General features: G+C 47.0%; 26 protein-coding genes and 3 riboswitches. Of the genes, 17 read left to right on the forward strand and 9 right to left on the reverse strand.

Going from position 1 to position 25,201, the window contains the following annotated elements:
* Positions 1–460 precede the first annotated feature (460 nt).
* The 12 genes from CB4_RS21415 (at position 461) to CB4_RS04820 (ending at position 10,924) form a co-directional block, all read left to right on the forward strand.
* Positions 461–832: a hypothetical protein gene (locus CB4_RS21415; RefSeq protein ID WP_231956147.1), complete on the forward strand. Its 372-nt coding sequence runs from the start codon at positions 461–463 to the stop codon at positions 830–832.
* Between the two features lie 321 nt (positions 833–1,153).
* On the forward strand, positions 1,154–1,981 hold the full coding sequence (locus tag CB4_RS04770) for a sulfite exporter TauE/SafE family protein (RefSeq protein WP_096463799.1): 828 nt from the start codon (positions 1,154–1,156) through the stop codon (positions 1,979–1,981).
* Positions 1,982–2,035: 54 nt separating this feature from the next.
* Complete coding sequence (locus CB4_RS04775; RefSeq protein WP_096463800.1) at positions 2,036–2,293, forward strand: DUF6154 family protein; 258 nt, start codon at positions 2,036–2,038, stop codon at positions 2,291–2,293.
* A 66-nt stretch (positions 2,294–2,359) separates the two neighbouring features.
* Complete coding sequence (locus CB4_RS04780) at positions 2,360–2,662, forward strand: YunC family protein (RefSeq protein WP_096467628.1); 303 nt, start codon at positions 2,360–2,362, stop codon at positions 2,660–2,662.
* An 80-nt stretch (positions 2,663–2,742) separates the two neighbouring features.
* The gene (locus tag CB4_RS04785) at positions 2,743–3,834 is read left to right on the forward strand and encodes an HD-GYP domain-containing protein (protein ID WP_096463801.1); all 1,092 of its coding nucleotides are present in this window, start codon (positions 2,743–2,745) and stop codon (positions 3,832–3,834) included.
* A 28-nt stretch (positions 3,835–3,862) separates the two neighbouring features.
* Entirely contained in the window at positions 3,863–5,257 is a 1,395-nt protein-coding gene (locus CB4_RS04790; RefSeq protein WP_096463802.1) for an FAD-dependent thymidylate synthase, read from the forward strand.
* A 149-nt stretch (positions 5,258–5,406) separates the two neighbouring features.
* Positions 5,407–6,471, forward strand: a complete 1,065-nt coding sequence (locus CB4_RS04795) for a PP2C family protein-serine/threonine phosphatase (protein ID WP_096463803.1) — start codon at positions 5,407–5,409, stop codon at positions 6,469–6,471.
* A gap of 33 nt (positions 6,472–6,504) precedes the next feature.
* The gene (locus CB4_RS04800; protein WP_096463804.1) at positions 6,505–6,972 is read left to right on the forward strand and encodes an ATP-binding protein; all 468 of its coding nucleotides are present in this window, start codon (positions 6,505–6,507) and stop codon (positions 6,970–6,972) included.
* A gap of 21 nt (positions 6,973–6,993) precedes the next feature.
* A complete protein-coding gene (locus tag CB4_RS04805) occupies positions 6,994–8,676 on the forward strand; it encodes a HAMP domain-containing methyl-accepting chemotaxis protein (protein ID WP_096463805.1) in 1,683 nt (560 codons plus the stop codon).
* 28 nt (positions 8,677–8,704) lie between these two features.
* Positions 8,705–9,007, forward strand: coding sequence for an STAS domain-containing protein (locus CB4_RS04810; protein WP_096463806.1), 303 nt, complete (start codon positions 8,705–8,707; stop codon positions 9,005–9,007).
* A 100-nt stretch (positions 9,008–9,107) separates the two neighbouring features.
* Entirely contained in the window at positions 9,108–10,187 is a 1,080-nt protein-coding gene (locus CB4_RS04815; RefSeq protein WP_096463807.1) for an AbrB family transcriptional regulator, read from the forward strand.
* Between the two features lie 134 nt (positions 10,188–10,321).
* A riboswitch (cyclic di-AMP (ydaO/yuaA leader) is annotated at positions 10,322–10,454 on the forward strand.
* A 5-nt stretch (positions 10,455–10,459) separates the two neighbouring features.
* On the forward strand, positions 10,460–10,924 hold the full coding sequence (locus CB4_RS04820; protein ID WP_231956148.1) for a C40 family peptidase: 465 nt from the start codon (positions 10,460–10,462) through the stop codon (positions 10,922–10,924).
* 60 nt (positions 10,925–10,984) lie between these two features.
* On the opposite strand, the gene CB4_RS04825 is transcribed toward CB4_RS04820, so the two are convergent.
* The 5 genes from CB4_RS04825 to kdpF are packed head-to-tail and all read right to left on the reverse strand — an operon-like array spanning position 10,985 to position 16,617.
* Positions 10,985–12,130, reverse strand: a complete 1,146-nt coding sequence (locus CB4_RS04825) for a universal stress protein (RefSeq protein WP_096463808.1) — start codon at positions 12,128–12,130, stop codon at positions 10,985–10,987.
* Between the two features lie 52 nt (positions 12,131–12,182).
* Complete coding sequence (gene kdpC / locus CB4_RS04830) at positions 12,183–12,746, reverse strand: potassium-transporting ATPase subunit KdpC (protein ID WP_096463809.1); 564 nt, start codon at positions 12,744–12,746, stop codon at positions 12,183–12,185.
* 25 nt (positions 12,747–12,771) lie between these two features.
* Complete coding sequence (kdpB, locus tag CB4_RS04835; protein WP_096463810.1) at positions 12,772–14,808, reverse strand: potassium-transporting ATPase subunit KdpB; 2,037 nt, start codon at positions 14,806–14,808, stop codon at positions 12,772–12,774.
* 30 nt (positions 14,809–14,838) lie between these two features.
* Positions 14,839–16,509: a potassium-transporting ATPase subunit KdpA gene (gene kdpA / locus CB4_RS04840; protein ID WP_096467630.1), complete on the reverse strand. Its 1,671-nt coding sequence runs from the start codon at positions 16,507–16,509 to the stop codon at positions 14,839–14,841.
* A 30-nt stretch (positions 16,510–16,539) separates the two neighbouring features.
* Positions 16,540–16,617, reverse strand: coding sequence for a K(+)-transporting ATPase subunit F (gene kdpF / locus CB4_RS21995; protein ID WP_096467631.1), 78 nt, complete (start codon positions 16,615–16,617; stop codon positions 16,540–16,542).
* Between the two features lie 443 nt (positions 16,618–17,060).
* Positions 17,061–17,204: riboswitch (cyclic di-AMP (ydaO/yuaA leader) on the reverse strand.
* 207 nt (positions 17,205–17,411) lie between these two features.
* Positions 17,412–17,564, forward strand: a riboswitch (cyclic di-AMP (ydaO/yuaA leader).
* A 4-nt stretch (positions 17,565–17,568) separates the two neighbouring features.
* On the opposite strand from kdpF, the gene CB4_RS04850 reads away from it, so the two are divergent.
* From CB4_RS04850 to CB4_RS04860, 3 genes are all read left to right on the forward strand, one after another.
* Positions 17,569–17,949, forward strand: coding sequence for a Na-translocating system protein MpsC family protein (locus tag CB4_RS04850; RefSeq protein WP_096463811.1), 381 nt, complete (start codon positions 17,569–17,571; stop codon positions 17,947–17,949).
* A 95-nt stretch (positions 17,950–18,044) separates the two neighbouring features.
* The gene (yunB, locus tag CB4_RS04855; protein WP_096463812.1) at positions 18,045–18,779 is read left to right on the forward strand and encodes a sporulation protein YunB; all 735 of its coding nucleotides are present in this window, start codon (positions 18,045–18,047) and stop codon (positions 18,777–18,779) included.
* Positions 18,780–18,859: 80 nt separating this feature from the next.
* Positions 18,860–19,105 carry a hypothetical protein gene (locus tag CB4_RS04860; protein WP_096463813.1) on the forward strand — a complete coding sequence of 82 codons (246 nt, stop codon included), beginning with the start codon at positions 18,860–18,862 and terminating at the stop codon, positions 19,103–19,105.
* A 141-nt stretch (positions 19,106–19,246) separates the two neighbouring features.
* On the opposite strand, the gene CB4_RS04865 is transcribed toward CB4_RS04860, so the two are convergent.
* The 4 genes from CB4_RS04865 to CB4_RS04880 are packed head-to-tail and all read right to left on the reverse strand — an operon-like array spanning position 19,247 to position 22,613.
* Positions 19,247–19,915: an ABC transporter ATP-binding protein gene (locus CB4_RS04865; RefSeq protein WP_096463814.1), complete on the reverse strand. Its 669-nt coding sequence runs from the start codon at positions 19,913–19,915 to the stop codon at positions 19,247–19,249.
* A gap of 6 nt (positions 19,916–19,921) precedes the next feature.
* Positions 19,922–20,770, reverse strand: coding sequence for an ABC transporter permease (locus tag CB4_RS04870; protein ID WP_096463815.1), 849 nt, complete (start codon positions 20,768–20,770; stop codon positions 19,922–19,924).
* Positions 20,771–20,772: 2 nt separating this feature from the next.
* Positions 20,773–21,345, reverse strand: a complete 573-nt coding sequence (locus tag CB4_RS04875) for a nitrous oxide reductase accessory protein NosL (RefSeq protein WP_231956149.1) — start codon at positions 21,343–21,345, stop codon at positions 20,773–20,775.
* A 32-nt stretch (positions 21,346–21,377) separates the two neighbouring features.
* Positions 21,378–22,613: a right-handed parallel beta-helix repeat-containing protein gene (locus CB4_RS04880; protein ID WP_096463816.1), complete on the reverse strand. Its 1,236-nt coding sequence runs from the start codon at positions 22,611–22,613 to the stop codon at positions 21,378–21,380.
* A gap of 139 nt (positions 22,614–22,752) precedes the next feature.
* Between CB4_RS04880 and CB4_RS04885 the strand changes: the two genes are divergently transcribed.
* Positions 22,753–24,048: a pyrimidine-nucleoside phosphorylase gene (locus CB4_RS04885; RefSeq protein WP_096463817.1), complete on the forward strand. Its 1,296-nt coding sequence runs from the start codon at positions 22,753–22,755 to the stop codon at positions 24,046–24,048.
* A 167-nt stretch (positions 24,049–24,215) separates the two neighbouring features.
* Positions 24,216–25,169 carry an NAD(P)H-dependent flavin oxidoreductase gene (locus CB4_RS04890; RefSeq protein ID WP_231956238.1) on the forward strand — a complete coding sequence of 318 codons (954 nt, stop codon included), beginning with the start codon at positions 24,216–24,218 and terminating at the stop codon, positions 25,167–25,169.
* Positions 25,170–25,201 lie beyond the last annotated feature (32 nt).

Genomic DNA, 25,201 nt, shown 5'->3' on the forward strand with positions numbered 1-25,201 from the left:
ATGCAGGGAACAGTATAACGTGTGGGAACATTGGTGGCAATGCAGATGCTGGCAATAGCATATATAGGCGATAAGAGGATGTGTACAGTAAACAAGTAAAAATAGGCCAGACCCGCGCAGCAATTGGAAATCATGTGTACAGAAGTACTGGCAAAAGGAAAAAGAAAAGGGGTGAAAGTCCTTTTAATAGTACAACAACCCCTTCTCAAACTTTCGAGCAATTGCTTAAAAAGAATGAACAGTTGAGGGTGTCAGCTACGAAGTAAGTTCCAACCAGAAAAGGCTTACCTCTATGATTCATGAGGTAGGTCTTTTTCTTTTGTATAACGTTACGACCGAGCCAGCGTAACAGTCACTTCATCTGATGCGGTTTCGTTGGTTGGCTTGTAATGTTAAGCCGGTATTTAAACCAGTATATGTAATTTATATAAGGTTACTAAAAAGGGGGATGTTTACTTAAATGGTTAAATTAAGGGTTGATTTTTTAGTCGGTATTTTTATGCTAACATTCGTAATGGTCTGTACATCTAATAAGAGCTCACAGACATTTGTAGAAAGCTCTGAAGCACTTGTCGATAATCGAGAAAGTTCTAAAGAAACGAATGAATCTTGGATAACATCTGAACTCTCAACCTATAAATTTCAAGTTCCTTCAAGTAGCAAGACGATGACTGAAAAGGACGTCAAGGATACAATGTCCTTTAATAAAGTAGAGCGAGGGTTTTGCCGTCCTAAGCATGACGTAAAAAGGCTCTTTTATTTTGTCTGGAGGTGGGTGACTAATATGGAAATACGAAAAATATCAGTCAGCAACATCAATCCAGCACCGTAAAATCCGCGTGCTGACCTGCAGCCCGACGATCCAGAATAAGAAAAGCTAAAGCGTTCCATTGCGGAGTTCGGATATGTCGAACTGCTTGTCTGGAATGAACGTACTAGCAATCTAGTCGGCGGCCACCAGCGTTTTAAGATTTTACTCGAGCAAGGTCATATCGAAATCGAAGTGTCAGGTGTGAACCTGGACGAAGTGCGTGAGAAGGGCTAATCAATCTCATATGTGCAGGAAAACTCCCGAATCAATCGTTCGGGAGTTTTTTGTGTGTTATGATAATCGTATACTATAGAGAAAGGCCAACAGAAAGCGAGGAAACCTATGTCTGCTTTTAGTTTCGTTATTCTGACGCTCGTCGGGATTTTTGCGGGGGCATTCGGGAGTATGCTGGGCCTGGGTGGTGGGATTATTCTTGTTCCGGCCTTATTCTATCTTCCATCCCTCATACCGGGCGTACCACCTATTACGCCACAGCTTGCTGTCGGCACATCGCTTATGCTTATTATCATCACAGCACTGTCTTCCACGCTCAGCTATTCAAAAAAGAAGCTGCTAGACGTTTCGAGTGCGTTGTTGTTTTTTATCGGGAGCGCGCCAGGTTCTATCCTGGGGGCATGGCTGTCTACACGTTTTGATTCGAAATCATTTACGGTGTACTACGGATTTTTTATGCTACTTATGCTTGTTATTCTTACCTATCGCAAGCGCCTGTCTCCGCGCAGCTTGAACTGGAAAACAACGAAGACGTATGTTGATGTCTCAGGGCAAACCTATACGTATGGGTACTCTAGGCCACTGGCGATTGCGATCGCATTTGTCGTGGGAACGCTGTCAAGTGTGTTTGGAATCGGCGGCGGTGCGATGCTTGTTCCGTTCATGCTGGTGTTGTTTCGCTTTCCGCCACATATCGCGACTGCGACTTCTATGCTTGTCATCCTGCTGTCTTCGATTGTCGGTAGTGTGACGCATGTGGCATTTGGACATATTGTGTGGAGTGCTGTTCTTGCGATAGCACCTGGTGCCTGGATTGGGGGTAAGCTGGGCAGTACACTGGCCAGCAAAATACCTAGCAATCGAATTGAGTTGATTTTGCGATTTGTCCTGTTGATTCTTGCGGTCCGCATGATCTGGGAGGGACTAACCATATAGGGATTTATCGTACATACATAGAGAGAAAATAAAAAATAGGAGGGGGATACTTATATGAAATTAGTGAATGACATTTATAACATGTATCGTGATAAACTGATTGGGGAAGAAGAGGACGTAACAACGCTTGTAATGGGGCTTTTGCATGAACGTACGAAAGAAGAAATGATGAGCTGGGTTAACGACATGCAGGAGACGGAAGTGTACCAGATGCTTGGGTTATATTTGTTGGAGATGCTGCGCTTAAAGCTAGCGGATGAAGGAATTCCATTACAACCACGCCAGGATGCAGGTGCACAACGGTTTCACTAAACGAGACACCATTACTGTATGGGCCACATACTGTGGAGAGAATGAGAAAGAAGGGGGACTGCTATGATGATGGAGATGAAACCGCTACTCATTGAGGGGCATCAAGTAACAGCTGTTACGGTACAGCTTCCGAAAACAACGTTGCTTGCAATTACAACAGATAAAGGCTATATTATGTGCGGAGCGCTTGATGTCGGGCTATTGAATGCGAAGCTAGCTGACAGAGGGATTCTTGCAGGACGTGCGGTTGGCGTGCGAACGATTGAGCAGCTCCTGGAAGCACCTCTAGAATCAGTGACGATTGCAGCTCGGGAACTAGGCATTACGGCTGGAATGGCCGGTAGAGATGCGTTACTGAAAATGATGTAAAATGTATGAAAAGCTTTCCATTTGGAAGGCTTTTTTATGTATAATGAGCGTATAAGACTAGAGACAAGGGGCAAAAGATTATGAGACTGCTCTCCATAACTCGTTGTGAGCCTGGAATGAAGTTGGCTAAGCCCATTTTTACAGACACAGGGGCAGTGTTGCTGAATACAGAAGTTTCGCTTACAAGCACGATGATCCGCCGACTTCAGGAGAAGGGGATCAATACTTTATACATATATGACGACGCTACGAAAGATATAGAAGCGGGGGAAGTAGTATCCGAGAAAGTCAGACGGGAAGCAGCCCGTGCGATTTACCACAATTTTAATGAAATTGTGGGGTCGGATCAGAAGTGGAAAGCTCGTCTTTCACCAGGGGCCATTACGGACTTTCGCAATATATTTGAAAATATTTTATCTGATTTGAAGCACAATCGACAGGCAATGAACTTACTGACAAATATTTGTGCACAGGATCATTATATTTATGCGCATTCTTTGAATGTAGCGATTTATGCGGCAGCACTTGCGCTGCATCTTGGTTATGCGGACAAGGATATCGTTGAACTTGGGATGGGAGCGCTTCTTCATGATATTGGCAAGCTACACGTTCCGGGGGAAGTCCTGTATAAGCCGGGACGCCTTACAGATGATGAATTTATCGAAATGAAAAAGCATGCTGAGTATGGCTTTGAATTTCTGCGCAATCAGGAAGGAGTGTCTCTGCTTGCCGCACATTGTGCCTTTCAGCACCATGAGCGGCTGGATGGAACAGGCTATCCGCGTGGGCTGAAAGGGGACGAAATTCATCGCTACGCCCGTGTTATGGCTGTGTGTGATGTGTTCGACGCGCTGACAACGAATCGTGTGTACCGATCTGCTATGCTGCCACATGACGCGATGGAGATTTTATATACGGGTTCGGGCACGCATTTTGAACCGGAAATGGTAGAAGCTTTCCGCCGTACGGTTGCGATTTATCCGATTGGATTGACCGTGCAACTTAATACAGGAGAAACAGGAGTTGTAGTAGATTACAATCGCAATGTACCGGCACGCCCGGTCGTGCGTGTAATCCGACTTCCAGATGGCAGTGTACCGTCCCGTTATTATGAAATTGATTTAGCTAAAGAATTGACAGTCATGATTGTGAAATGCGATGCTATTTTATAGCGCTTTTTTTGAATGAGGTGTATCGATCATGAAATTAGAAAATTATGTAACGAGTATAGAGGATAATGTATATGCAATTAAGAATGTGCCGACGGAAGTAGTCGGCACTGTTTTTGCCAAAGTAAGTCGTAGCCCACGCAGTTTTCGAGACAATCTATTCGAGTTGATCAAGGAAGATATGCTGCATTTACCCGATGTGGATATGATTGCGATGTTTAAACAGTCGAATGCACATGCCGGTGGGTTTATGAAAAAATGGGGTGTCGATTATGGACACTCAAGCATCAAGGAGCATGCGTTTGCACAGTTTTGTATCGAAGGGGTATCCCGCTGGTTTACAGAAGCGCTAGAGACCGTACAGGCAGCGAAGTGGCTGTCATTTACCGAGTTTAGTCTGCGATATCAGAAGCCGGAAGACTTTGTGGTTCCGGTTGAGTTGGACGAGCATCCGGAAATAAAAGAACGTTATATAGCATTTGGTCAGAGATGCTTCGAATGCTATGAAGAGCTCGTTCCGCTCTTCTTTGCATTGATTAAAGCGAAAAATCCAGAGATGAAAGATGGTGCGGCAGAGAAATTGGCGTATGAGAATGCGCGCAATGCTCTGCCGCTCGCAACGAAATCAAACGTTGCGATTACGGGCAATGCACGGGCAATTTCAGACGCGATTGCTGAGCTTCTTGCACATGAAGGATATAGCCAGGAATTCGTAGAGACGGCAGAGAAGGTTCGGATTCATACAACGGAAGTGTTGCCATCTTTGATTAGTCATACGGAAGCAACACCGTTCCACCGTTCGTACGTGGCAGATTTTTATCATCGTCGTGCAGTGAAGCAGACAGAACTTCCGTTATATAGTGGCCCATTCGTAGAAGTAGAAGATGCTGCACCTGCGCTTGCATTTGTGCATAATGCCGACATGACGCTGGGTGATGCCTCTCTGATGAACCGCTTCAATGAACTGCCGGCGGTAACGCGTGCGTTTGGCAAGCGGATAGCGGTTGTGTGTTCAGAAGGGTGCCACCATCAGATCATTCGCCACCGTGCATTTGATTTCTCGATTCAGCTTCCGGATACACGGTACGGTTTTATTCTGCCGCAGGAGGTAGTAGAAGCGACTGGCGCTGAGACAGCGGATCGTATTACGGATATATGCCTATCTCTGCACGCTGAGTCGCATGAATTGTACGAAGCACTCGTTGTAGCTGGACTCATCGGGATTGCCCCATATGTTGTCCTGAATGGCAACGCCCGCCGTCTGCCGTTCTACGCCAACATGTATGGACTCGCACACTTCGTCACGTTGCGAAAGGAAGAATACGCCCAGGATGAGATCCGCAGCGTTGCCGGCCAGCTTGAACATGTTTTCACCGACATGCAGCAGCTTCCGGGCTTCGAGTTGGACCGTCATACAAAGAAATAATGCGTTTGATCACAGAGCTGTTCCATGTAGTAACGTGGCAGCTCTTTTTTTCCTATCGTTCGTAAAACTGTTAGAATTACTATGGTACTAAAGTCGTTATACCTGCTATAAATAAAGAAAAGGATAGATCGAAGAGGAGATGAAAGCACTTGAGTGGAGTAGGGGAAGCGGTAGATGCGAAGGACCATCTTTATCTGGCTTCAATTGTTTTTGAGCATTCAAGTGACGGGATTTTAATTACAGATGCTTCCGCTGTCATCATAAGCGTGAATCCTGCTTTTACACGTGTAACGGGCTACAGGCCTCATGAGGTGGTGGGAAAGACTCCGCGTGTTTTGCGTTCGGGAAAACAGCCGTCCGCTTTTTATTATCACATGTGGCGTTCGCTACAGGAAAAAGGAAGCTGGCAAGGCGAAGTATGGAATCGACACAAGAATGGCGATGCCTATCTGGAATTTCTTCGGATTACAACGATTAAAGATCGGACGGGAAGCGTGCTGTATTACATGGCAGTATTTGCCGATATTACGGAACGGGAGCAACTGCGTAACGAACTGCTACAGACAGCGAAGATTCAGCGGGAGCTTCTTCCAAAGCCGCTTCAAGATGCTAGGATTACATTAAAAAGCATTTATCGGCCGTATCGCTATGTAAGCGGAGACCTATATGGGTACAAGTGGACCCGAGATAAAAATAAGCTATTTGGTTTTTTGATCGATGTGATGGGGCATGGGGTAGCAACTGCTCTTCAGACATCGGCGCTACGCATTCTTTTTCGCCAGGCCTTTGAGAGTAGTCATTCGCTAGCGGAGAGACTTGCTTACATTAATCATGAGGCGATGTGTTTGTTTACCGATGATGCGTTTGCTGCTGCGATTTGTTTTGAGATTGACTTTACAGCTCAGACACTTACATATGCATCAGCGGGGATCACTTATTTTCTGGCGTATACGGACCAGGTGGAAGGGCTTATTAAAGCATCTGGCATGTTCCTTGGTATTATGGATGGCGTGCAATATGAACAGCATGTGCTACCATTTGCTTCGGGAGACCGCTTTTTCTTTCTCACAGATGGCTTGTTTGATATGCTTCCGCTTTCATTTGCCGGGGAGGGAAAAGGTTCGTTTGGTCATACGGTGGAAATGCTTGAACGAATGGCATATAGCAATGAATGCACAGATGATGCATCAGCCATTTGCTTACAGATACGATAGATGGGGTGAGGAGAGAAAGAGGAGGGATCAGTTATGCGGGAGCTGCAGCTTGTCTGTATAAAGAAACAGGAGCTTCCTTTCATACGGGAACAGATCAGTACGTTCATCCGGGAGACGGTACCCGATGATAGTGTGCTGCTTGAGATCGCTGTCAATGAGGCGATTAATAATGCGATGCGGTACGGCAACAGAGGAGAGCCGCGGTCCGTGACCATTCGGCTACATAGTACAGGAAAGCGACTAGTGGTTCGGGTACGGGATGATGGAGAAGGATTCAAGGGAAACGAACGATTGCAAAAGCTATCATATGCTTATTACTCTACTCATGAAGAATTATATAAAGAATCAGGACGAGGTCTCTATATTATGAAGACGGTGACCGATTATATAAAATATAATGAAAAAGGTAACGAGGTTATGCTAGTGAAATATACAGATTCATGCCGAAAGTCATCTTCTGTAATAGATTGCTCGCTCGTTGCTTTAGGAGATAATAGCTAGAAGAACAGGAGGGAAGATGGCTTGAATATCAGAAAAAAGCTGGTCATTGCGAATTTGTGTATTGTCGTATTTATGCTGGCTATGGCGGGATACTCCAATTTTTCATTGCTGAAAATTAATGGAAATGGCGATGATATGTATCATAAGCGGGTGATTCCGATATCGCAGCTTGGACAAATTGGTAAATACGCGGAGAACACACGGGTAAGTATGTTATCTTCAGTAGTCTCTCAAAAACCACAATTAACAGAAAAGGCAGAAGCAAACCTTGTGCAGATCGCTACCATTATGAAAGAATATAGTAGTAGTGACCTAACGGAAGAAGAAAGAAGTTTGTTTACCCGCTTCTCTACTTCCTGGAAAGAGTTCGAAACGATTGTGCACAATAATATAAAGCTTGTTCAGGCGGGCAAGTATGAGGAAGCACGAGCTGGATTGCAGAAGGGAGGCGTACCGTTCGGCAAGGCAAGTGATGATCTTATGAGCTTAATGAAGCTAAATGAAAAAGTGGCCGAACAGCTCATGAATCAGAACGAGGAATCGTACCAATCTACTCATCTTATTCTTATTATCTTAAGTGTGCTGTCTGTTCTGGCTGCGGTAGGAATTGCTATGGCATCGGGTACAGTCATCTCCAAACCATTGCAGAAGCTGGCAGAGCAGGCCCGTCGGATTGCTGAGAATGATTTAACTGTAGCTGACATAGAAGTAAAAAGTAACGATGAGATCGGCCAGCTATCTCACTCCTTTAATCAGATGAAGAAAAATCTTCATTCCATTGTTGGCGGTGTACATCGTGGCGTAGAAGAACTGTCAGCTAGTTCGCAAGAAATGGCGGCTTCAAGCGAGCAGGTAAGTGCAGGTGTCCAGGAAGTAACGGCCAGCATTCATGAGGTGGCGAGTGCGGCAGAGGCCGGAAGTCAGGCGGTTGTGGATGCTTCGAAGGTGCTGCTTGAGCTCTCCTCGCTCATTCAGATTGCGAAGGATAAGGCGAACAGTGCGGCTGAGAATTCTGATGAGACACTGCGCACAGCCGAAAATGGCAAAAACATTGTAGCGGATACGGTCCGGCGCATGGAAAGTATTCAGACGAGAACAGCAGAAACCGAGACGTTAATTGCTACACTGAATGAGTACTCCAAGGAAATCGAACTGATTACCGATACGATTACGCAGCTTGCAGCTCAGACCAACCTGCTGGCGCTGAATGCGGCGATTGAAGCTGCGCGTGCCGGAGAAGCAGGCAAAGGATTTGCTGTTGTAGCGGATGAAGTGCGCAAGCTTGCGGAGCAGTCGAATGCGGGAGCTGTCCAGGTAGCTGAGCTTGTACAAAAAATTTCAGAAAGTACGCTTCGTGCGGTTACGGCGACCCAGCAGAGCCGGACAGAAGTAGAAGAAGGCACGGTAATTGTGGCACAGGCAGGGGAAGCGTTATCTGACATTTTGCAAGCTGTATCGGCCACAGAGAAAGAAGTGCGCAGCATCGTCGAAGTAACTGACGAAGAAGTGGCTGGTTCTGATAAAATTATTCAGTTGATTCACTCCCTGGCAACAATTGTCGAGAATACGGCTGATCATGCACAGCAAGTATCCGCTACGACGGAGCAGGTATCTGCCTCGATGCAGACGATTGCGGCAAGTGCGGAAGAGACAAGTGCGATGGCGGTTGAACTGCGGTCGAGAGTGGACCAATTCAAAGTATAAGAACAGGAGAGGAGTGTCAGTCGTACATATGATAGAAGATATTGTGTTAGCCAATCACGAAGTACGTGTTACACTGCGAGGCAACATTTATGTAGAGCAGGCATCCTCTATTCGCGAGCAGCTGCTGGACTATATGGAAGAGGGCCATAAGAATTTTATGATTAATGTTGCAGCTGTAGACTATATTGATAGCTCAGGACTTGGCGTACTTGTGGCACTTCACAAGCGGACGCAGCAGGTAGGCGGGCAGCTTACTATTCAAGGGTTGCACGGAGTTGTCAAAGAGTTGTTTGAGTTGACGCGGCTTACCAAAGTATTTACGATTGTATAGTCCCATACAAGCATGCCGGCTATTATAAGCTGGCGTGCTTTTTTCATGCAGTTGTAAAAGTGCAGGAAGCGGAGTACGATTGGAGGCGGAGGAGAGACATATGGATACCAAACAAAAGAGAAAAGCAGGGATGGAAGCAGCTGTTATTGGCCTTGCTGGAGCTCTGCTGTTCATGCTGCTACATATTCCGCTACCCTGGATTCTTGGACCGCTTACTGCTGTGATGGTTTGGAGACTGTCTACTGGACGCGTATTGTACTGGCCGACTGTTCTGCGTTCATCCGGACTACTGGTGCTTGGCTCCATGTTGGGAGCTGCTTTTACACATGAAACGGTTGTACAGATCATTCAGCAGCTTCCGTATATGGCTGCTGCTACAATCGCTACCGTCTTGTTCAGCCTTTCGCTCGGGGTATGGGTAGCATATCGAACGGGTCTGACGTTACCAAGTGGTGTGTTTGGTAGTGTGCCGGGCGGGTTATCACAGATGCTTGTTCTGAGTGAGGAAGTCGAAGGAGTAGACGCGACTGTGGTCGCATTTATGCAGACGATTCGCGTGATGAGCGTTATTTTTGCGGTTCCATTTCTCACGATTCACGGCATAGGAGCCGAACAAGTTGTGTCGACTGGTTCTAGCGGTGGAGGAGCTGTAAATATAGAGGGATGGACGTATGTATTGTATGCGGCGGTTGCACTCGGAGGAGCGTGGGCAGGCAGAAAAATTGGCTTGCCGACCAGTGTGCTCACCGGACCACTATTAGCAACGGCGTGTTGTGCTATTTTTTATATGCCGGTACCACCGCTGCCACCTATGATTATTTTGTTATCCCAGTTTGCGATTGGCGTTCATATTGGCTTACAGATGAAGCCACACATGCTTGGAAACGTCAAAAAACTGGGAGGATATACGATAACCAGCAGCTTGCTGCTCATTTTATTCTCTTTGTTCGTTGCCTGGTTGCTGACAAAAGTATCGTCGATGACGCTGTCCACCGCATTTTTAAGTACCGCTCCGGGTGGAATTGCCGAGATGGGAGTAACGGCATCGATGGTCCATGCTGATCTGTCGATGGTAAGTGGGTACCAGCTTTTTCGGGTCTTTTTTGTTATTTTTGCAGTTCCGCCTATGCTGGCCTGGTGGATGCGTCGTCTACAGAAGAAGGAAACAAGCATATCGTAACGAAGTTGCGAAAAAAAACAGGAAAATGTGTCTAATTTTCGAACATTATCCAGAAAAACTTCTTTTTTTCGCCAATATTCGATAGAATGAGAGCGTTGTTAAGAGAAAGAGAAAAATAAAGGTGTGAAGTTACAAAAATTTACTTGCCGAATTCACGTACTGTGAAGCGGGGGGAAAGTATTATTTTTGGGGTGAATCTGCGTATGCGGACAGAGACCTTATCCTCTGAACCCGTCAACTAACCTCGTAGGCTCGAAGGGAGTAAATCGTTCTTGAAAAGAAAGAATTTTTTGTCTTTTTTACTTGCCGCCTCTATTACAGTCACAGGTCTATCTTTACCATTTGGAGCAGATACAGCATTTGCTGCTTCACATGGAACGCTTGTCTCAAAAGCGAAAAGCCTCATTGGAACACCGTATAAGTTCGGAGGCACAACACGTAAAGGATTTGATTGTTCAGGGTTTTTAAATTATGTATTTAAAACCGAGAACATTGCGCTTCCACGTACAGCAAGCGGGATGTATGAGAAGGGAACGCCGGTTTCACGTTCGTCATTGCGGACAGGAGACCTCGTCTTTTTCAAAACATCGCGCAGCGGAGGAATTTCTCATGCAGGCATGTATATTGGCAATGGGAAGTTCGTACATTCCGCAAGCAGTAGTGGTGTATCGATCAGCAGTCTCAATGATAAATATTATTGGGCAAACCGCTATGCAGGTGCGCGTCGCGTGAATTGATATCCATACATAACTTTCGCAAAGGACTCTCAACTGCAAACTGTGCGGTTGGGGGTTTTTTTATTCCCGGTAATCGACGCCATCGGCTACGATTAAAATATCGACAAATCGGGTGTTTTTCATGATTCGGTTTATGATGGAGCCTTTGATGATTTCTTCCCAGCGGGAGCGGGCAGACTGCCCGAGTACCATCTGCGTAATGCCTTTTTCATTAACGAAGTCGATCATAATCTGTTCGGGCTTTTTTCCTCCCAGCGCTCGAATATGAAATTCTGCACCAAGGTCACGCGCGATTTGTTCCAGTTCTCGGTGCTGTTTGCGGGTTGCTGCATTGAGACGATCAACTGGAGCGAGTGGAATGGTCAGAATGTACAGCTCACATTTCAGGCGATGAGCAATTCGCCAGCCACGGCGGATCAGGCGTTCGGCATTTGGTCGGTAGTTGACGCAGACAAGAATTTTTTCGTTCGCGCCTTTCATCAGTTCAATGCCTCGCTCAAGTTTGTAAGACTCAAGTCGTTCATCGACATCGTCGGCTACTTCTCGGAGTGCAATCTCTCGCAGGGCGTTCAGATTGCCGACCCGGAAAAAGCTATGCAGTGATTGCTCCACTTTTTCGGGACGGTAGATCAGGCCGGATTTTAGCCGCTCGCGCAGTTTTTCCGGTGAGGTATCAATAAGTTGTATTTCGTCTGCTTCACGCAGAATCCAGTCCGGCACGCGTTCTCGTACTTTGACGCCCGTTAGCTGTTCGACGGTACAGTTCAAACTTTCGAGATGCTGGATATTGACAGCGGTTAGGACATTAATACCCGCTTTGATCATTTCCATTACATCTTCATATCGCTTTTGATTTTTCGTGCCCGGTACATTGGTGTGCGCCAGTTCATCAATAATGACGTATTGTGGATGGCGCGCGAGAATGCCTGCAAGGTCGAGTTCTTCCAGTTCTTTTCCTTTGTAGGAAATGGTCTGAAGGGGGAAGAGCGGTAGATTCCCGATTTGATCGGCTGTCTCGACGCGGCCATGTGTTTCCACAAGTCCTACAATAATATCAACTCCCTGGGTAAGCAGATCATTGCCTTCCCGTAGCATCGCATACGTTTTTCCGACACCAGGAGCGGCCCCAACAAAAATTTTCAGATGGCCGCGGCTTTCCTTTTCAATCAATTGTAAGTATTGTTCCGGTGATTTTCGTTTCATCATCGTATAACCTCCAAAAGCCGTCTTCCTGTAGCAGGAAGGCGGCTGTGTGTACTTATTTAATAGAAGAAAGAAGGTCTTGGTTGAGTGCTAGCACGTTCACACGCGGTTCTCCGAAAATACCAAGTGAGCGATTTTCCGTGTGAGTATCTACAAGTTGATTTAGTTTTGCTTCTGTGAGACCCGTTGCTTTAGCAATACGAGGAATTTGTGCTCGGGCTGCGGCAGGTGACAGATGCGGATCAAAGCCGGAAGCGGATGTGGTAATGAGATCAGCCGGAATCGAAGACACAAGGGCTGGATTGTCTTTTTGGACTGTATTGATGGCCTCTTTTACAGTTTTTACGTAGTCGGGACTGGCTACAGCAGCATTCGTAGCGGCTGATGCAGTTGGATCATAGTGCGCTGCTGATGCGCGCGGGTGGAACAGCTTCGGCGATGTGAAATTCTGGGCGAGCAGTTCGGAGCCGACGATATGCCCATTCTCTGTTACGAGACTTCCTTCCGCTTGATGCGGGAACAACACTTGAGCGACTGCTGTTGTGGCGAGTGGATAAATCAGCCCACACAGCAGCATGAGAATAAGAGAAGTGCGAAAAGCCGTCCATACAGATGTCATGTGAATTCTCCTTATCATTCGCCTGCTAGAGAAGCGTGGCGAGAATGAGATCGATTACTTTAATACCGACGAATGGGACAAGTACACCGCCTACTCCATAGAGAAGAAGATTGCGTGTTAGCAGCCGGTTTGCATTCATTGCCTGATACTTTGTGCCCCGCATCGCAATCGGGATGAGCAGCGGGATGATCACGGCGTTAAAGATGAGTGCCGAGAGAATCGCTGATTGCGGTGATGCGAGATGCATAATGTTAAGCGACTGAAGCTGCGGAAGAGCCAGAATGAACAATGCTGGAATGATCGCGAAGTATTTGGCGATATCATTCGCGATTGAGAATGTTGTCAGTGAGCCACGTGTGATCAGCAGTTGTTTGCCGATCGCGATAACGGACAGAAGCTTTGTCGGATCAGAGTCCAGATCGATCATGTTGGCTGCTTCTTTCGCTGCCATTGTGCCGGAATTCATAGCTAAGCCTACATCGGCTTGAGCGAGAGCGGGTGCGTCGTTCGTGCCGTCTCCAGTCATCGCGACTAATTTGCCCTGTGCCTGTTCTTTTTTGATGGCTGCGATTTTATCTTCCGGTTTTGCTTCTGCAATAAACTCATCTACGCCTGCTTCTTTTGCAATGGTAGCGGCAGTGAGTGGATTGTCTCCGGTACACATAACGGTTTTGATTCCCATCGCCCGCAACTCAGCGAACCGTTCTTTCAAGCCAGGCTTTACAGTGTCTTTTAGGTAAATCAGTCCAAGAATGCGATTGTTGACTGTGACAGCAAGCGGTGTTCCGCCTGCACGGGCGATATGACCGGCTTTTTCGTCGAGATCAGACGGGATGGTACCGTTCTGAGCGGCGATCCATTTTTTTATGGCATCGACCGCGCCTTTACGAATCGTTGTGCCGCCTGGTAGGTTCAGACCGGACATGCGTGTCTCAGCGGTGAATTCCATAATGTCAGCTTCTGCATACTCATGTTCGTTCCAGACTGCACCAATTTGGTGAGCCAACTCAACAATCGACCGGCCTTCCGGTGTTTCATCTTTGACGGATGATTGGAGAGCGGCCAGGGTCATATCTGAATGGGACACATCACTAACCGGGATGAATTCAGCTGCCATTCGGTTGCCGAATGTGATTGTGCCTGTTTTATCCAGAATCATCGTATCGATATCTCCTGCTGCTTCTACTGCTTTGCCGGACATCGCAAGTACGTTAAACTGCGTGACTCGGTTCATACCGGCGATGCCGATTGCGGACAACAGACCGCCGATTGTCGTAGGGATTAGACAGACTAGCAGGGCGATTAATGTAGCTACATCGAGTTGCACTGTGAGATAATTCGCCAGCGGAACGAGTGTGACGATGACCACCAGAAAAATGAGTGTAAGAACGGTTAGTAGCGTCGTTAGCGCGATCTCGTTTGGTGTTTTCTGGCGGGATGCACCTTCGACAAGCGAGATCATTTTATCGAGAAATGATTCGCCTGGATCGGATGTAACACGCATAACGATGGAATCAGATACGACTCGTGTGCCCCCGGTGACGGATGAGAAATCCCCACCTGCTTCTTTAATAACCGGGGCTGACTCACCTGTAATGGCTGATTCATCAATCGAAGCGAGTCCTTCGATGATTTCGCCGTCAGATGGAATCATGTCGTACGTGTCCACGCGCACGATATCTCCTTTGCGTAGCTGAGTGGATGAGACTTCACGAATTGAACCGTCTTTCTGTACCAGGCGGGCGATGGTGTCGGACTTCGTCTGGCGCAGACTGTCTGCTTGTGCCCGGCCCCGTCCTTCCGCGAGTGCTTCTGCGAAGTTGGCAAACAGGACAGTGAACAGAAGAATCAGAAATACGGCGATGTTGTAGCCCCGGCTAACTGTGCTTGGTCCGAAGGCATCCGGCAGGAAAGAAAGAATGAGTGTAATAAAGGTTCCGATTTCTACAATGAACATGACAGGGTTTTTCATCATGACCATTGGATTCAGTTTTTTGAATGAATCAATGATAGCCTGTGACACAATTTGCTTATCTAGCAGTGACTTCGATTGATTGGCCATTGTGGCTTCCTCCTCTTTTGCATCTAGTTCCTAAAACATTCCTAAATGTTCTGCTATCGGGCCAAGGGCGAGTGCCGGGAAAAAGGTAAGGGCACCAATAACCATAATGATGACGAGCAGAATAACAGCGAACAGCGGTGTATCTGTTCGGAAAGTACCAACAGTCACGGCTACAGGTTGTTTCATAGCGAGAGACCCTGCGATGGCAAGCATCGCGATGATGGAGATGTAGCGTCCGAACAACATAACCAGGCCGATAGCCATGTTATAGAAATTCGTGTTAGCACCAAGACCGGCGAATGCAGAGCCATTATTCGCAGCCCCTGATGTGAAGGCATATAGCACTTCAGAGATGCCGTGTGATCCGCCGTTCAAAATGGACGCCATCGATTCCGGGCGTAGGAATGCGATAGCCGTTGGAACGAGAATGATGACCGGATGGGTAAGCAAGGCAATCGAAGCAAGTTTGATTTCTTTCGCCTCAATTTTTTTGCCGAGAAACTCCGGTGTTCGTCCAACCATCAATCCACAAATAAATACGGTCAGGATGACATAGAGCAACCCGTTTAACAACCCGACACCTTTGCCGCCGAACACGTTATTTAGCATCATTTGTGCGAGCGGAACCATACCGCCAAGCGGGGTAAGTGAATCGTGCATATTATTAACGGAGCCTGTTGTAGCCGCTGTTGTTACGGTTGTAAACAGAGCCGAGCCAGCGAGTCCGAAGCGAACTTCTTTGCCTTCCATATTGCCGCTGATCCCAAGTGCTTGCAGGGCTGATGTACCTTTGTATTCTGCGAAAAACACGACGGAGAGCATGGTGAGAAAAATGATGCTCATCGCAGCGAACACGGTCCAACCCTGTCGTTTGTTTTGTACCATTACGCCGAATGTGTATACGAGTGCAGTTGGTAACAGCATCATGCATATCATGTGAACGAGATTCGTGAGTGCTGTTGGGTTTTCGAATGGATGAGCTGCGTTCATGCCGAAGTAGCCGCCGCCATTTGTACCTAGATGTTTGATTGATTCAAGCGAAGCTACCGGACCGCGTGTAATCGTTTGTTCAGCTCCACTGAGTGTTGTAGCTGTTATAGCACCGTGAATCGTTTGTGGTGATCCTTGGAAAACCAGGAACAGGGCAACGAAAAACGAGAGTGGCAGAAGAACGCGCGTAATGGATCGGGTAAGATCGACGTAGAAGTTGCCTAGATCATCTTTGCGTCCGGACAGCCCGCGAATAAAAGCGATGGCTACAGCAAAGCCGGTTGCCGCTGAGGTAAACATCGGAAAGGTAATCGCAAGCATCTGTGAGAAATACGAGAGTCCGTTCTCTCCGCTGTATGCCTGCCAGTTTGTATTTGTGATGAATGAAGCTGCTGTATTAAAGGCAAGAGCACTTGGCATATTGTCGATGCCATCTGGATTGAGCGGCAAATATTTTTGTAGCCGCAGTACAGCATACATCATTAGGAGCATGATAAAGTTGCTTACAAGTACAGCAATCGTATAAGTTTTCCAACCCATCGGCTTATTTTCTTTAACACCTATGAGTCGATAGATCAAGCGCTCGAACGGTCCGAAGATGCGATCAAGAGCAGTTTTGTTATAATCAAATACATGTACGAGGTAGCATCCTACGGGTTTTACTAGCAAAAGAAAGATTGTTAGCGAGATAGCCACCTGCACCATTCCCATTGTCATGTCGGATTCCTCCTGTAAGGACCATTAAAATTTTTCTGGATTAATAAGGACAAAACCTAAATAAATCACCAGTATAAGCACGATGATTCCTGCGATTACCATTGTGATACGCCCCTTCCTTACGCTCTTTCACAAAATATAGTAAAGCCGGCAAACAAGAGAAATGATACAGCGAATAGTCCGACCGTCACAAAATCATTGAACAAGCATGTTCCCTCCTTTCATGAAAATTGGAATAAAAAATAGACCGACAATATCTCCTTCTCTATCAGAAAATGACATGCGGAAATGAACTCTGTAAACGCGCATTCGGGAAAGGATGCTGCGTTCAGGCGTGTTCTGCACGATCATCGATCTGTCAGAGAAAAAGTATCATCGGTCTACCGAATGCCCATCCGTGCCCTGCACGGACCTGCATCAAGTCCCCCTGTTCTTTTTCATTGTTGTAATGTAAACAAAGAAAAAAGACCTGCAAGCAATTTGAATAAATGGTTTTGTTTGCCGTAAAAAGGCAACAAAAAAACCATCCTCAACAGGCGGTCTATGACCTCCTTCGCTTTAGCCGACGAAGTTAGCTGACGGGTAGGATGGCGAAAGAGTATTCTCATCCTTCTCTGCAAAAGCAGAGATTAACCCCAAAAGATTGGTTCCTCCGTTCCCGGCGCGCCGGGACTAGGCCGAATATGCGGTTGCTTCATGTGCTTAATTATACGAGTGGGTTGGAATAAAAATAAAACCGTGAATATAGCGAAAATAGGAACAAAAGCGACGATTTATGCGGGAAAATAAGGATAAAATACTCACAATCGAATCAACACTCGTTTTTTTAACGTTTTTTATCACTTTACAAAGTTCTAGTATCGGGAGTAAGATACTACCATCATTTTAATACATATATAGTTAGAGCGCTGAGTCCCGGATAGGGAACGGGGGAACCAACTGTACAAGGTAGATATTTGTACACGGGGTGAATCGCGGCAGAGCCGTGTAGGGCGACTTTTCACGTCCGAATCCGACAGCTAACCTCGTAAGCGTGTGAGAGGAGTTAGAGAAATGGGGCAAGTAGTAAAAAGCCAGATGGAATCAACGATTAGTGAGGCGTATATTAAGTTTTTACGCGGTATGCTTGGCAGGGGACCAAAGGAAACTAAAACATACATTATCCGTGATATGGTGATTGTCCGGTTGAAGGATGTATTAACCCAGGAAGAAAAAGCGCTGTCCACTACAGAACGGGGGCGTCCGCTCGTCAAGCAAATGCGGCGGATTCTCAGAGAGACGCATAGCGTGCAGACCGAAGAAATCATCTCAGTTATTACAGGCTGCCAGGTTATCTCAAGCCATAGTGATATTAGTACAAAGCTTGGGGAGCAAGTCGAGATGTTCATATTGGATTGCGATCTTGAAAAGAAATGCAAAGTCAAAACGGAATAGAATTGAGGCCGTCCGAGTGGGGACGGCCTCTTTTTTTGCATCTTCTAGTAATGGACGGCTGTGCATATATTTAGCAGGGGAGAGGAGGGGGACACATGAAGCGACGAAAAAATCGTTCGGTACGTGCGCCAATACCATCACGCTATATGTTTCTCATCTCTCTTGTTATTTTTCTCGGATTATCGATTCAGACATTCTATTATATTGAGAAGAATCTTGAACCGGTCATTCGGGATATCGCCCGTGCTCGTGTCGAACAGATGGCGACGAAAACACTTCATGATGCGATTAGTGAGAAAATCGTAAAAGAGACGAATTTTAAAGAGCTTGTTCAGGTGCAAAAAGATAAAAACGGAAAGGTTCAAGTGGCGTCATTTGATTATGACCGTTATGCACATATTGTAGCCAGTGTAACAGAAAATGTTGAGCATACGTTAGAGAAATTAGAACAAGCGCCAGAAAAAATCCCGCTTGGGCAAGCGTTGCGCAGTAACCTGCTTGCCCAGTACGGACCAGACATCCCGATTACGCTTGTTCCATATGGAAGCGCTCACGTCGAGTTGAAGCCGGAAGTAAAAGAAGCGGGAATTAATATGGTACTGGTTACGGTTTACGTCGTCGTGCATACGAAAATTAAAATTGTCATTCCGTTTACGACAGAACCCGCCTCGATTACGATGGAAATCCCGATCTCGAATGCATTGATTGTGGGGGATGTCCCGCAATTTTATTATGATGGGAACGGTAGAGCTGTTGGAAGTGAAGTGCCGGGAGCGGTTCCGCCTGCTATTCCGCCTGTTCAAATGAATGTTGAAAATAAGCGAAATTAACAATATTGTAACAATTAATTCACAATATGGATTAAAATCCCTGTATTATTTTTGTAATATATAGAAAAAGGAGGGGTAGTATGGGAGGGGTATTGGGTAGCTGTGAACGTTATATGTCTCAAGATCGGAAGCAGACTTTATTACAAACACTTGTAGAGTATGCTTATAGTGAACCAAGCAGCCTGGTGGAAGAATGTATGAAGAGCACGGGTATTTCCCATCTGTTCGAACTTGATAAACTATGTACAGAGCTTAAGATTGAGCGTAAGCTATATGATTATTATATTTATGACGATTACCAGCGGATTAAAGTAGCCCTTTATTAATAGAGAATTTGAAAATTTTTTTGTAAGAAGGTTTAACAAACGGGAAGAAGGGGAATAGTATACAATACTAGTATGAAAATTTTTCTCTCTCTTTCTCCCCCTATACATTCGCCCCTGCCGGAAATGGCAGGGGCGCTTTTTTTATGCACGGAGCAGATCGAGAAAACGTTGTTCCGGTGTGCGCGTATCTTGTTTCCAGTTCTCAGCAGGTTCGTCTGCGATGAGCTGGCCTTCATGCAGCAGAATAATCCGATCTGCTACAGCGAGTACATCATGCAGCAAGTGGGAGGAGAACACAATCGTTTTACCTTGTTCCCGGCAGGTGAGCACTTGCTGTTTCCACTCTTCCACCCAGAACGGATCAAGCCCATTGCCTGGCTCATCCATTAAGAGAATGTCCGGATTGCCAAGCATCATCTGAGCGAACAGCAGGCGTTGCAGCATGCCACGTGAAAAGGCAGATGGCTCTTTATCGGCTGCTTGCGCGAGTCCTGTCATGGTGAGCACCTCATCGACTTCCCGGCGGTCGCATCCTTTCAGGTCGGCAAGATAACACAGCCAACGGCGGGCACTGACGCCAGGAGGAACAGTAATAGCATCGGGCATAAAGCCGGTACTATTGCGGGTAAGCCCGCTAATCGTGCCGCCATCTGCGTGAAGTGTACCTGCCATTATATGAAGCAAGGTGCTTTTACCTGCGCCATTGCCGCCGCACAGCGCTACACACGAGCCGGAGGCAATCGACAGGCTCAAGGGTGCGAGTGCGGTCTGAGGTCCGTATTTTTTCGTAATTTGTTCAATGGTAATCATGAAGCATCATCCTCTCCCGCGTCGTATGCGTGCTGTTGCAAAATGAAGCGGAGTAGCTATATACAGAAGTATAATGGTGGTTGCTGTCGCAATTCCCGCAGCGGAGTTAAACCACTGTTCCCAGTAGTAGAAGGCAGGGCCATAAATATAGCCATCCCCTCGCCAGAATACGGAAGCGATTCGGACAGCTTCCACGGGATTCAGCACAAGTGCACCAGCCAGAACCGACTGCTGCGCCGAAGTTGGGGCAAAAGGCAGGACGGCAAGCAGAACCATGCTGTATACATAAACCGAAACAAACCAGATCAGCAGGCTAGCCGCAACGGCACCAAGCCGACTCTGGACCCGTCCCCCGATCCATAGACCAATCGCGCTGCATATGCCGCACAGTGCAATCCCCATAGCAAGTAGCGGGAGCGTGTGAGAGATCGTAGCTCCCGGCAGAAGAAATAGGCCGAGAAGTTGAGCAATACCAAAACCGACGAGTAATGTCAGCAGGAAAGCACCGAATAGTCCGAAGAATTTGCCAAGGATATAGCAGGCCGGTGGCAATGGATACGTGCGCAAGAGCCCGGTCATGCCATCGTTTCGTTCTGATGCAAGTGAAAGAGACGCAATGGTGAGACTCATAAGTGGTGCAAGCTGGAGCATGAGATTCATCTGGGACGCCGCTTGACGGGTGAAGCCGGACGCATCACCACCAGCAGGCATCAGACGAGCCTCCCAGATCAGCATGAACATGTTCAGCAGGGCGAACAAAACAGCGAATGCTGCCAGCCAGCGGCTGTGCAGCAAGGTTCGCAGTTCATAAGCAGCAACGGCTGCCAGTTGTCGAAAAACGCTAGGGTTCTTCATTGTTATTGATGAGCCGTTTTCATGTTCATGTCGCCTTGCTGCATATGGTGTTGTCCGGCTTCATTTTGTTTCATTTGACCGTGTTTCATGCCTTCCATCGGCATCATGTTGCCTTTGTCCATTTTCCAGTCATATTTTTGTAAATCAGTATAACTCATTACAGTGCCGGTCCCTTTTTCTTTTACAAAAGCATTGGATGCAGCAGTGTCTTTGAAGGCATGCACCCCGTAGCCCATTGGTGTTGGAACGGTACTTGCGAGCACATACGATGCATTTTCAAGTTTCAGCCATTCTTTAGACTGGCTGTCTTGAACGAAACTAGCGGCAATCTTATCTTCTTTATGTTCGCTTTCATACTTGTGAAGGCAACCAAGGTCGTCGAATTTTAAAGCTTTGCCATCTGCTGTTACGTATTGGGCAGCATAGCCATTATTTTTAATCGCCATATGGCACTGGGTGCATGTGTCCACTTTTTCGTCAATCGGCTGCGGCTGTGCTTCTGCTTTTTGGCCGCAGGCTGCCAGGACAACTACCAGGCAGAAAGAAAGAATGCTCATCCAGAATCGTTTTGTCATGTTTGTTCCTCCTCAGTATTTTATACAAAGTTTTATGAAGTAGCTGGTGGTAGCAGCAACGGATAGCGGTCGAATGTTCCGTCGGACCCGGTCAGCTGTTCAAGCAATTGTTGGAGCGGGCTAGCATAAAAAATTGCCAGTAGTGGGTTCTGATCCATTGTCTTCAGCATACCGTCCGCCATGCGGTATGGACTGTCTCCGATGTTGTCTCCATTTAGATCGAATCCGCTGTAGTCATCCCAGTAATTCCCTATTTTATTCAAACTCCATACATCCGCATTCCAATTCGCTTTACCACCAATTGGACGCACATTGCCTGTAAAAATATTGCGGGTCAGATGGGTATCCAGTACGTTACCGACACGCTTGACGCCAATCGCGTTCTCTGCGATGCGGTTGTTGCTGATGGTCACACCATCGGTCATGTCAAGAGCAAGTCCGATTGAATTGCGAGTTAGCTGGTTGTTGGTAACAGTTGCCCCGCGCGCATCATACAGAAACAGAGCATATCCTTCGCTGTTGCGCTGGCCCGAAAAAATGTTACCTGTAATCCGTGTATTCTCCCCATCCATTACCATGGCACCAATCGTACTGTTTGTTGCCTGATTATGCTCAAGTGTGTTGCGATCGGAAAACATGACGTGGTAGCCGTAGCGTGAATTTGTTACAGAGTTGTTGCGGACGATATTGTCATACGTACCGTCAAAATAAACACCGTCTTGCATGTCATACAAGTGGTTGTTTTCCAGTACATGTTTGCCTTTACCCGTCAACTGAATCCCGTTGCCCCGCTGCGGGAGCGGAATGTCATTTCGACCTTTGATGATGTTGGACTCAGCTTTGGACCCGGTGCTACGATCAAAGTGAATCCCAAACGCATCGGTTTGAATTGTATTGTTACGCAGGATGGCATGATTGCCGGAGACTTTGATTGCAGCATCAAAGTCGGCTACTGATTCTCCGGTCCCACGGATGGTCAGACCCTGCACCGTTACGTTATCCGCTTCAATGAGGAGTACGCTTCCCTCATGGTTGCCTTCTAGCACCGCACCTGGCTCAGCAAGAAGCGTGATAGATTTGGTGATACGTACAGGTCCTTCATATGTGCCAGCGGGAAGTGTCAGTGTGTCTCCAGGCTTCGCGGATGCAAGCATGGAGGAAAGTGATGGTGCTGCCTGGACATGTACAGGCGTTCCTGCAAGTAGGGCGCACATCATCAAGATAGCAAGCCAGTAGGTGCGAATACGGCATCCCCCTCCGTTCATCATCTGAATTCGTGTACAAGCATATCAGAGCGCAGTGAGAAGCAGGTGAAAAAAATGTGAGGAATTTTTCACAAAATGAATCTACATTTATGATGTGATAAGATGACTGTTATTATAGAAAGAAAAGAGGGAGGAATCGGCTATGAGGATGGTTGATATCATTGAGAAGAAGCGAGATGGAGGCGAGCTAAATCCAGAAGAGATCGAGTTCGCTATTAGTGGCTATACGCGTGGTGACATACCGGATTATCAGATGGCTGCGCTGACGATGGCGATTTTTTTTCGGGATATGAGTCCGGCAGAGCGCGCGGAACTGACGATGGCGATGGTGCGCTCGGGTGATCAGATTGATCTGTCCGGTATTGAAGGCATTAAAGTTGATAAGCATAGTACGGGTGGAGTCGGGGATACAACCACTCTCGTACTGGCTCCGCTTGTCGCATCTGTCGGTGTTCCGGTCGCAAAAATGTCCGGTCGCGGTCTTGGACATACCGGCGGCACAATTGACAAGCTTGAATCCATTCCAGGTTTTCATGTGGAAATCGATAACTCAACCTTTAACGATCTCGTAAACCGCAACAAAGTCGCAGTCGTCGGGCAGAGTGGGAATTTGACCCCGGCTGATAAAAAACTATATGCACTTCGCGATGTGACGGCAACAGTTAATTCGATTCCACTGATCGCAAGCTCCATTATGAGTAAAAAAATTGCCTCCGGTGCAAATGCGATTGTACTTGATGTAAAAACAGGCAGCGGGGCATTCATGAAGGACATTGAAGCGGCGCGAGAGCTGGCACGTGCGATGATGGAGATCGGTAACAGTGTAGGACGTCGTACGGTAGCGATCCTGTCTGACATGAGCCAGCCGCTTGGTTATGCAGTCGGCAATGCACTGGAAGTAAAAGAAGCGATCAATACGTTGCGTGGCCAGGGACCAAAAGATTTGGAAGAACTTTGTCTTGTACTTGGCAGTGAGATGGTATATCTAGGAGGGAAGGCGGACAGTCCAAAAGCGGCGCGTGCGATGCTTCTGGAATCGATCCGGAGCGGCAGAGCGCTTGAGACATTCCGGACGTTTATTTGTGCACAGGGAGGAGACCCGTCTGTTGTTGAGCATCCAGATCAACTGCCAACGGCCCCTTACCAGATTGAGATCAAAGCACAGGAATGCGGGGATGTCTCATCCATTCAGGCAGACGCAATTGGGACAGCTGCCATGCTTCTAGGAGCGGGACGTGCTACGAAAGACTCTGTGATTGATCTGGCGGTTGGCATCGTGCTGGTAAGAAAAGTTGGGGATTCTGTCGAAAGAGGCGATACACTGGCGGTTCTCCACAGCAATACGAAGCAGGCAGAGGAAGTAGTGCGGCGTGTGCAGGCGGCGTATGCGATTAGCTCGCAAAAAGTGTCTGCGCCTTCACTGTTGTACAAGTTGTGAAATGCAAGCGAATAAATCTAACAATATACAAAAAATCCGGAAACGGACAGGAATTTACACGAAATTTATGCTATAGTTTAAATCATCATAGGGAGTTAGTTAAGATGGTTTAGAAATTTCTTTAGGGGGTTATGGGTTTGACAATTCCATCATTAAAAATTGCACATATGACAGCGCCGGTTCCGGTTATGCAGGGAGGCATGGGGGTTAAGATCTCGCTGAGTAATCTGGCCGCTGCCGTAGCGAATGCGGGAGGAATCGGAATTATTTCTGGAACCGGCATTCCAATCGAGGAAATGAGAGCCCATATCCGCCGTGCACGTGAATTGACAAATGGAAAGGGATACATTGGCGTTAACGTTCTGTTTGCGATGAATCATTTTCCGGAAACAATTAAAGCCGCAATGGAAGAAAAAGTGGATTTCGTTATTTCCGGCGCTGGTTTTTCTCGTGATATGTATGCCTGGGGCCGTGAATATGGCGTCCCGGTTATCTCGATTGTATCATCGGCGAAGCTCGCGAAATTAGCAGAACGGCTCGGTGCTGCTGCCATTGTAGTCGAAGGCTTTGAAGCGGGTGGACACTTGGGGACAGACCGTCCGCTGTTTGACATTCTTCCAGAAGTTATTGAAGCGGTTAACGTTCCGGTTATTGCGGCGGGTGGAATTATGACAGGCTATGATATTGACCGAGCTCTTCGTATGGGAGCTGCCGGTGTACAGATGGGCACCCGTTTTGTAGCAAGCGTAGAATGTGATGCGCCAGATGTATTTAAGCAGAAATACGTTGAAACAACAGAAGATACTGAAGTTGTGCTTGTAAAAACAACCGTGGGTCTGCATGGCCGTGCGATTCGTAATGCATTTACGGATTCGATTAGCGGGGATAACAAGCTCAAAATTGATAAATGTCATGACTGTTTGAAACATTGTTCGTATCGCTTTTGTACACTCGATTCCTTGCTGAGATCTGTTGAAGGCGATGTAGATACCGGACTTGTATTCTCGGGTGCTCGTGTGCAAGAGATTAAGGAAATTCTTCCGGTGCAGACGATTATCAATAACTTAGTGCGGGAATATGAAGACGCACAGCAACAACAGGAAATTGCGGTGAATAATTAGAACAAAGGCAGTTATTCCATTGGGGATAACTG

The organism is Aneurinibacillus soli, assembly GCF_002355375.1.
GTDB classification, from domain to species: Bacteria; Bacillota; Bacilli; order Aneurinibacillales; family Aneurinibacillaceae; genus Aneurinibacillus; species Aneurinibacillus soli.

Excerpts from the sequence above, each read along its gene's own strand:
- CB4_RS04880 (WP_096463816.1), bottom strand. The coding sequence starts at position 22,613 with ATGATGAACGGAGGGGGATGCCGTATTCGCACCTACTGGCTTGCTATC.
- CB4_RS04885 (WP_096463817.1), top strand. The coding sequence starts at position 22,753 with ATGAGGATGGTTGATATCATTGAGAAGAAGCGAGATGGAGGCGAGCTA.
- CB4_RS04825 (WP_096463808.1), bottom strand. The coding sequence starts at position 12,130 with ATGATGAAACGAAAATCACCGGAACAATACTTACAATTGATTGAAAAG.
- yunB (WP_096463812.1), top strand. The coding sequence starts at position 18,045 with ATGAAGCGACGAAAAAATCGTTCGGTACGTGCGCCAATACCATCACGC.
- CB4_RS04815 (WP_096463807.1), top strand. The coding sequence starts at position 9,108 with ATGGATACCAAACAAAAGAGAAAAGCAGGGATGGAAGCAGCTGTTATT.
- CB4_RS04790 (WP_096463802.1), top strand. The coding sequence starts at position 3,863 with ATGAAATTAGAAAATTATGTAACGAGTATAGAGGATAATGTATATGCA.
- CB4_RS04770 (WP_096463799.1), top strand. The coding sequence starts at position 1,154 with ATGTCTGCTTTTAGTTTCGTTATTCTGACGCTCGTCGGGATTTTTGCG.
- kdpB (WP_096463810.1), bottom strand. The coding sequence starts at position 14,808 with ATGGCCAATCAATCGAAGTCACTGCTAGATAAGCAAATTGTGTCACAG.
- kdpC (WP_096463809.1), bottom strand. The coding sequence starts at position 12,746 with ATGACATCTGTATGGACGGCTTTTCGCACTTCTCTTATTCTCATGCTG.
- kdpA (WP_096467630.1), bottom strand. The coding sequence starts at position 16,509 with ATGGGAATGGTGCAGGTGGCTATCTCGCTAACAATCTTTCTTTTGCTA.
- CB4_RS04860 (WP_096463813.1), top strand. The coding sequence starts at position 18,860 with ATGGGAGGGGTATTGGGTAGCTGTGAACGTTATATGTCTCAAGATCGG.
- CB4_RS04810 (WP_096463806.1), top strand. The coding sequence starts at position 8,705 with ATGATAGAAGATATTGTGTTAGCCAATCACGAAGTACGTGTTACACTG.
- CB4_RS04865 (WP_096463814.1), bottom strand. The coding sequence starts at position 19,915 with ATGATTACCATTGAACAAATTACGAAAAAATACGGACCTCAGACCGCA.
- CB4_RS04850 (WP_096463811.1), top strand. The coding sequence starts at position 17,569 with ATGGGGCAAGTAGTAAAAAGCCAGATGGAATCAACGATTAGTGAGGCG.
- CB4_RS21415 (WP_231956147.1), top strand. The coding sequence starts at position 461 with ATGGTTAAATTAAGGGTTGATTTTTTAGTCGGTATTTTTATGCTAACA.
- kdpF (WP_096467631.1), bottom strand. The coding sequence starts at position 16,617 with ATGGTAATCGCAGGAATCATCGTGCTTATACTGGTGATTTATTTAGGT.
- CB4_RS04870 (WP_096463815.1), bottom strand. The coding sequence starts at position 20,770 with ATGAAGAACCCTAGCGTTTTTCGACAACTGGCAGCCGTTGCTGCTTAT.
- CB4_RS04775 (WP_096463800.1), top strand. The coding sequence starts at position 2,036 with ATGAAATTAGTGAATGACATTTATAACATGTATCGTGATAAACTGATT.
- CB4_RS04780 (WP_096467628.1), top strand. The coding sequence starts at position 2,360 with ATGATGGAGATGAAACCGCTACTCATTGAGGGGCATCAAGTAACAGCT.
- CB4_RS04800 (WP_096463804.1), top strand. The coding sequence starts at position 6,505 with ATGCGGGAGCTGCAGCTTGTCTGTATAAAGAAACAGGAGCTTCCTTTC.
- CB4_RS04890 (WP_231956238.1), top strand. The coding sequence starts at position 24,216 with ATGACAGCGCCGGTTCCGGTTATGCAGGGAGGCATGGGGGTTAAGATC.
- CB4_RS04785 (WP_096463801.1), top strand. The coding sequence starts at position 2,743 with ATGAGACTGCTCTCCATAACTCGTTGTGAGCCTGGAATGAAGTTGGCT.
- CB4_RS04875 (WP_231956149.1), bottom strand. The coding sequence starts at position 21,345 with ATGACAAAACGATTCTGGATGAGCATTCTTTCTTTCTGCCTGGTAGTT.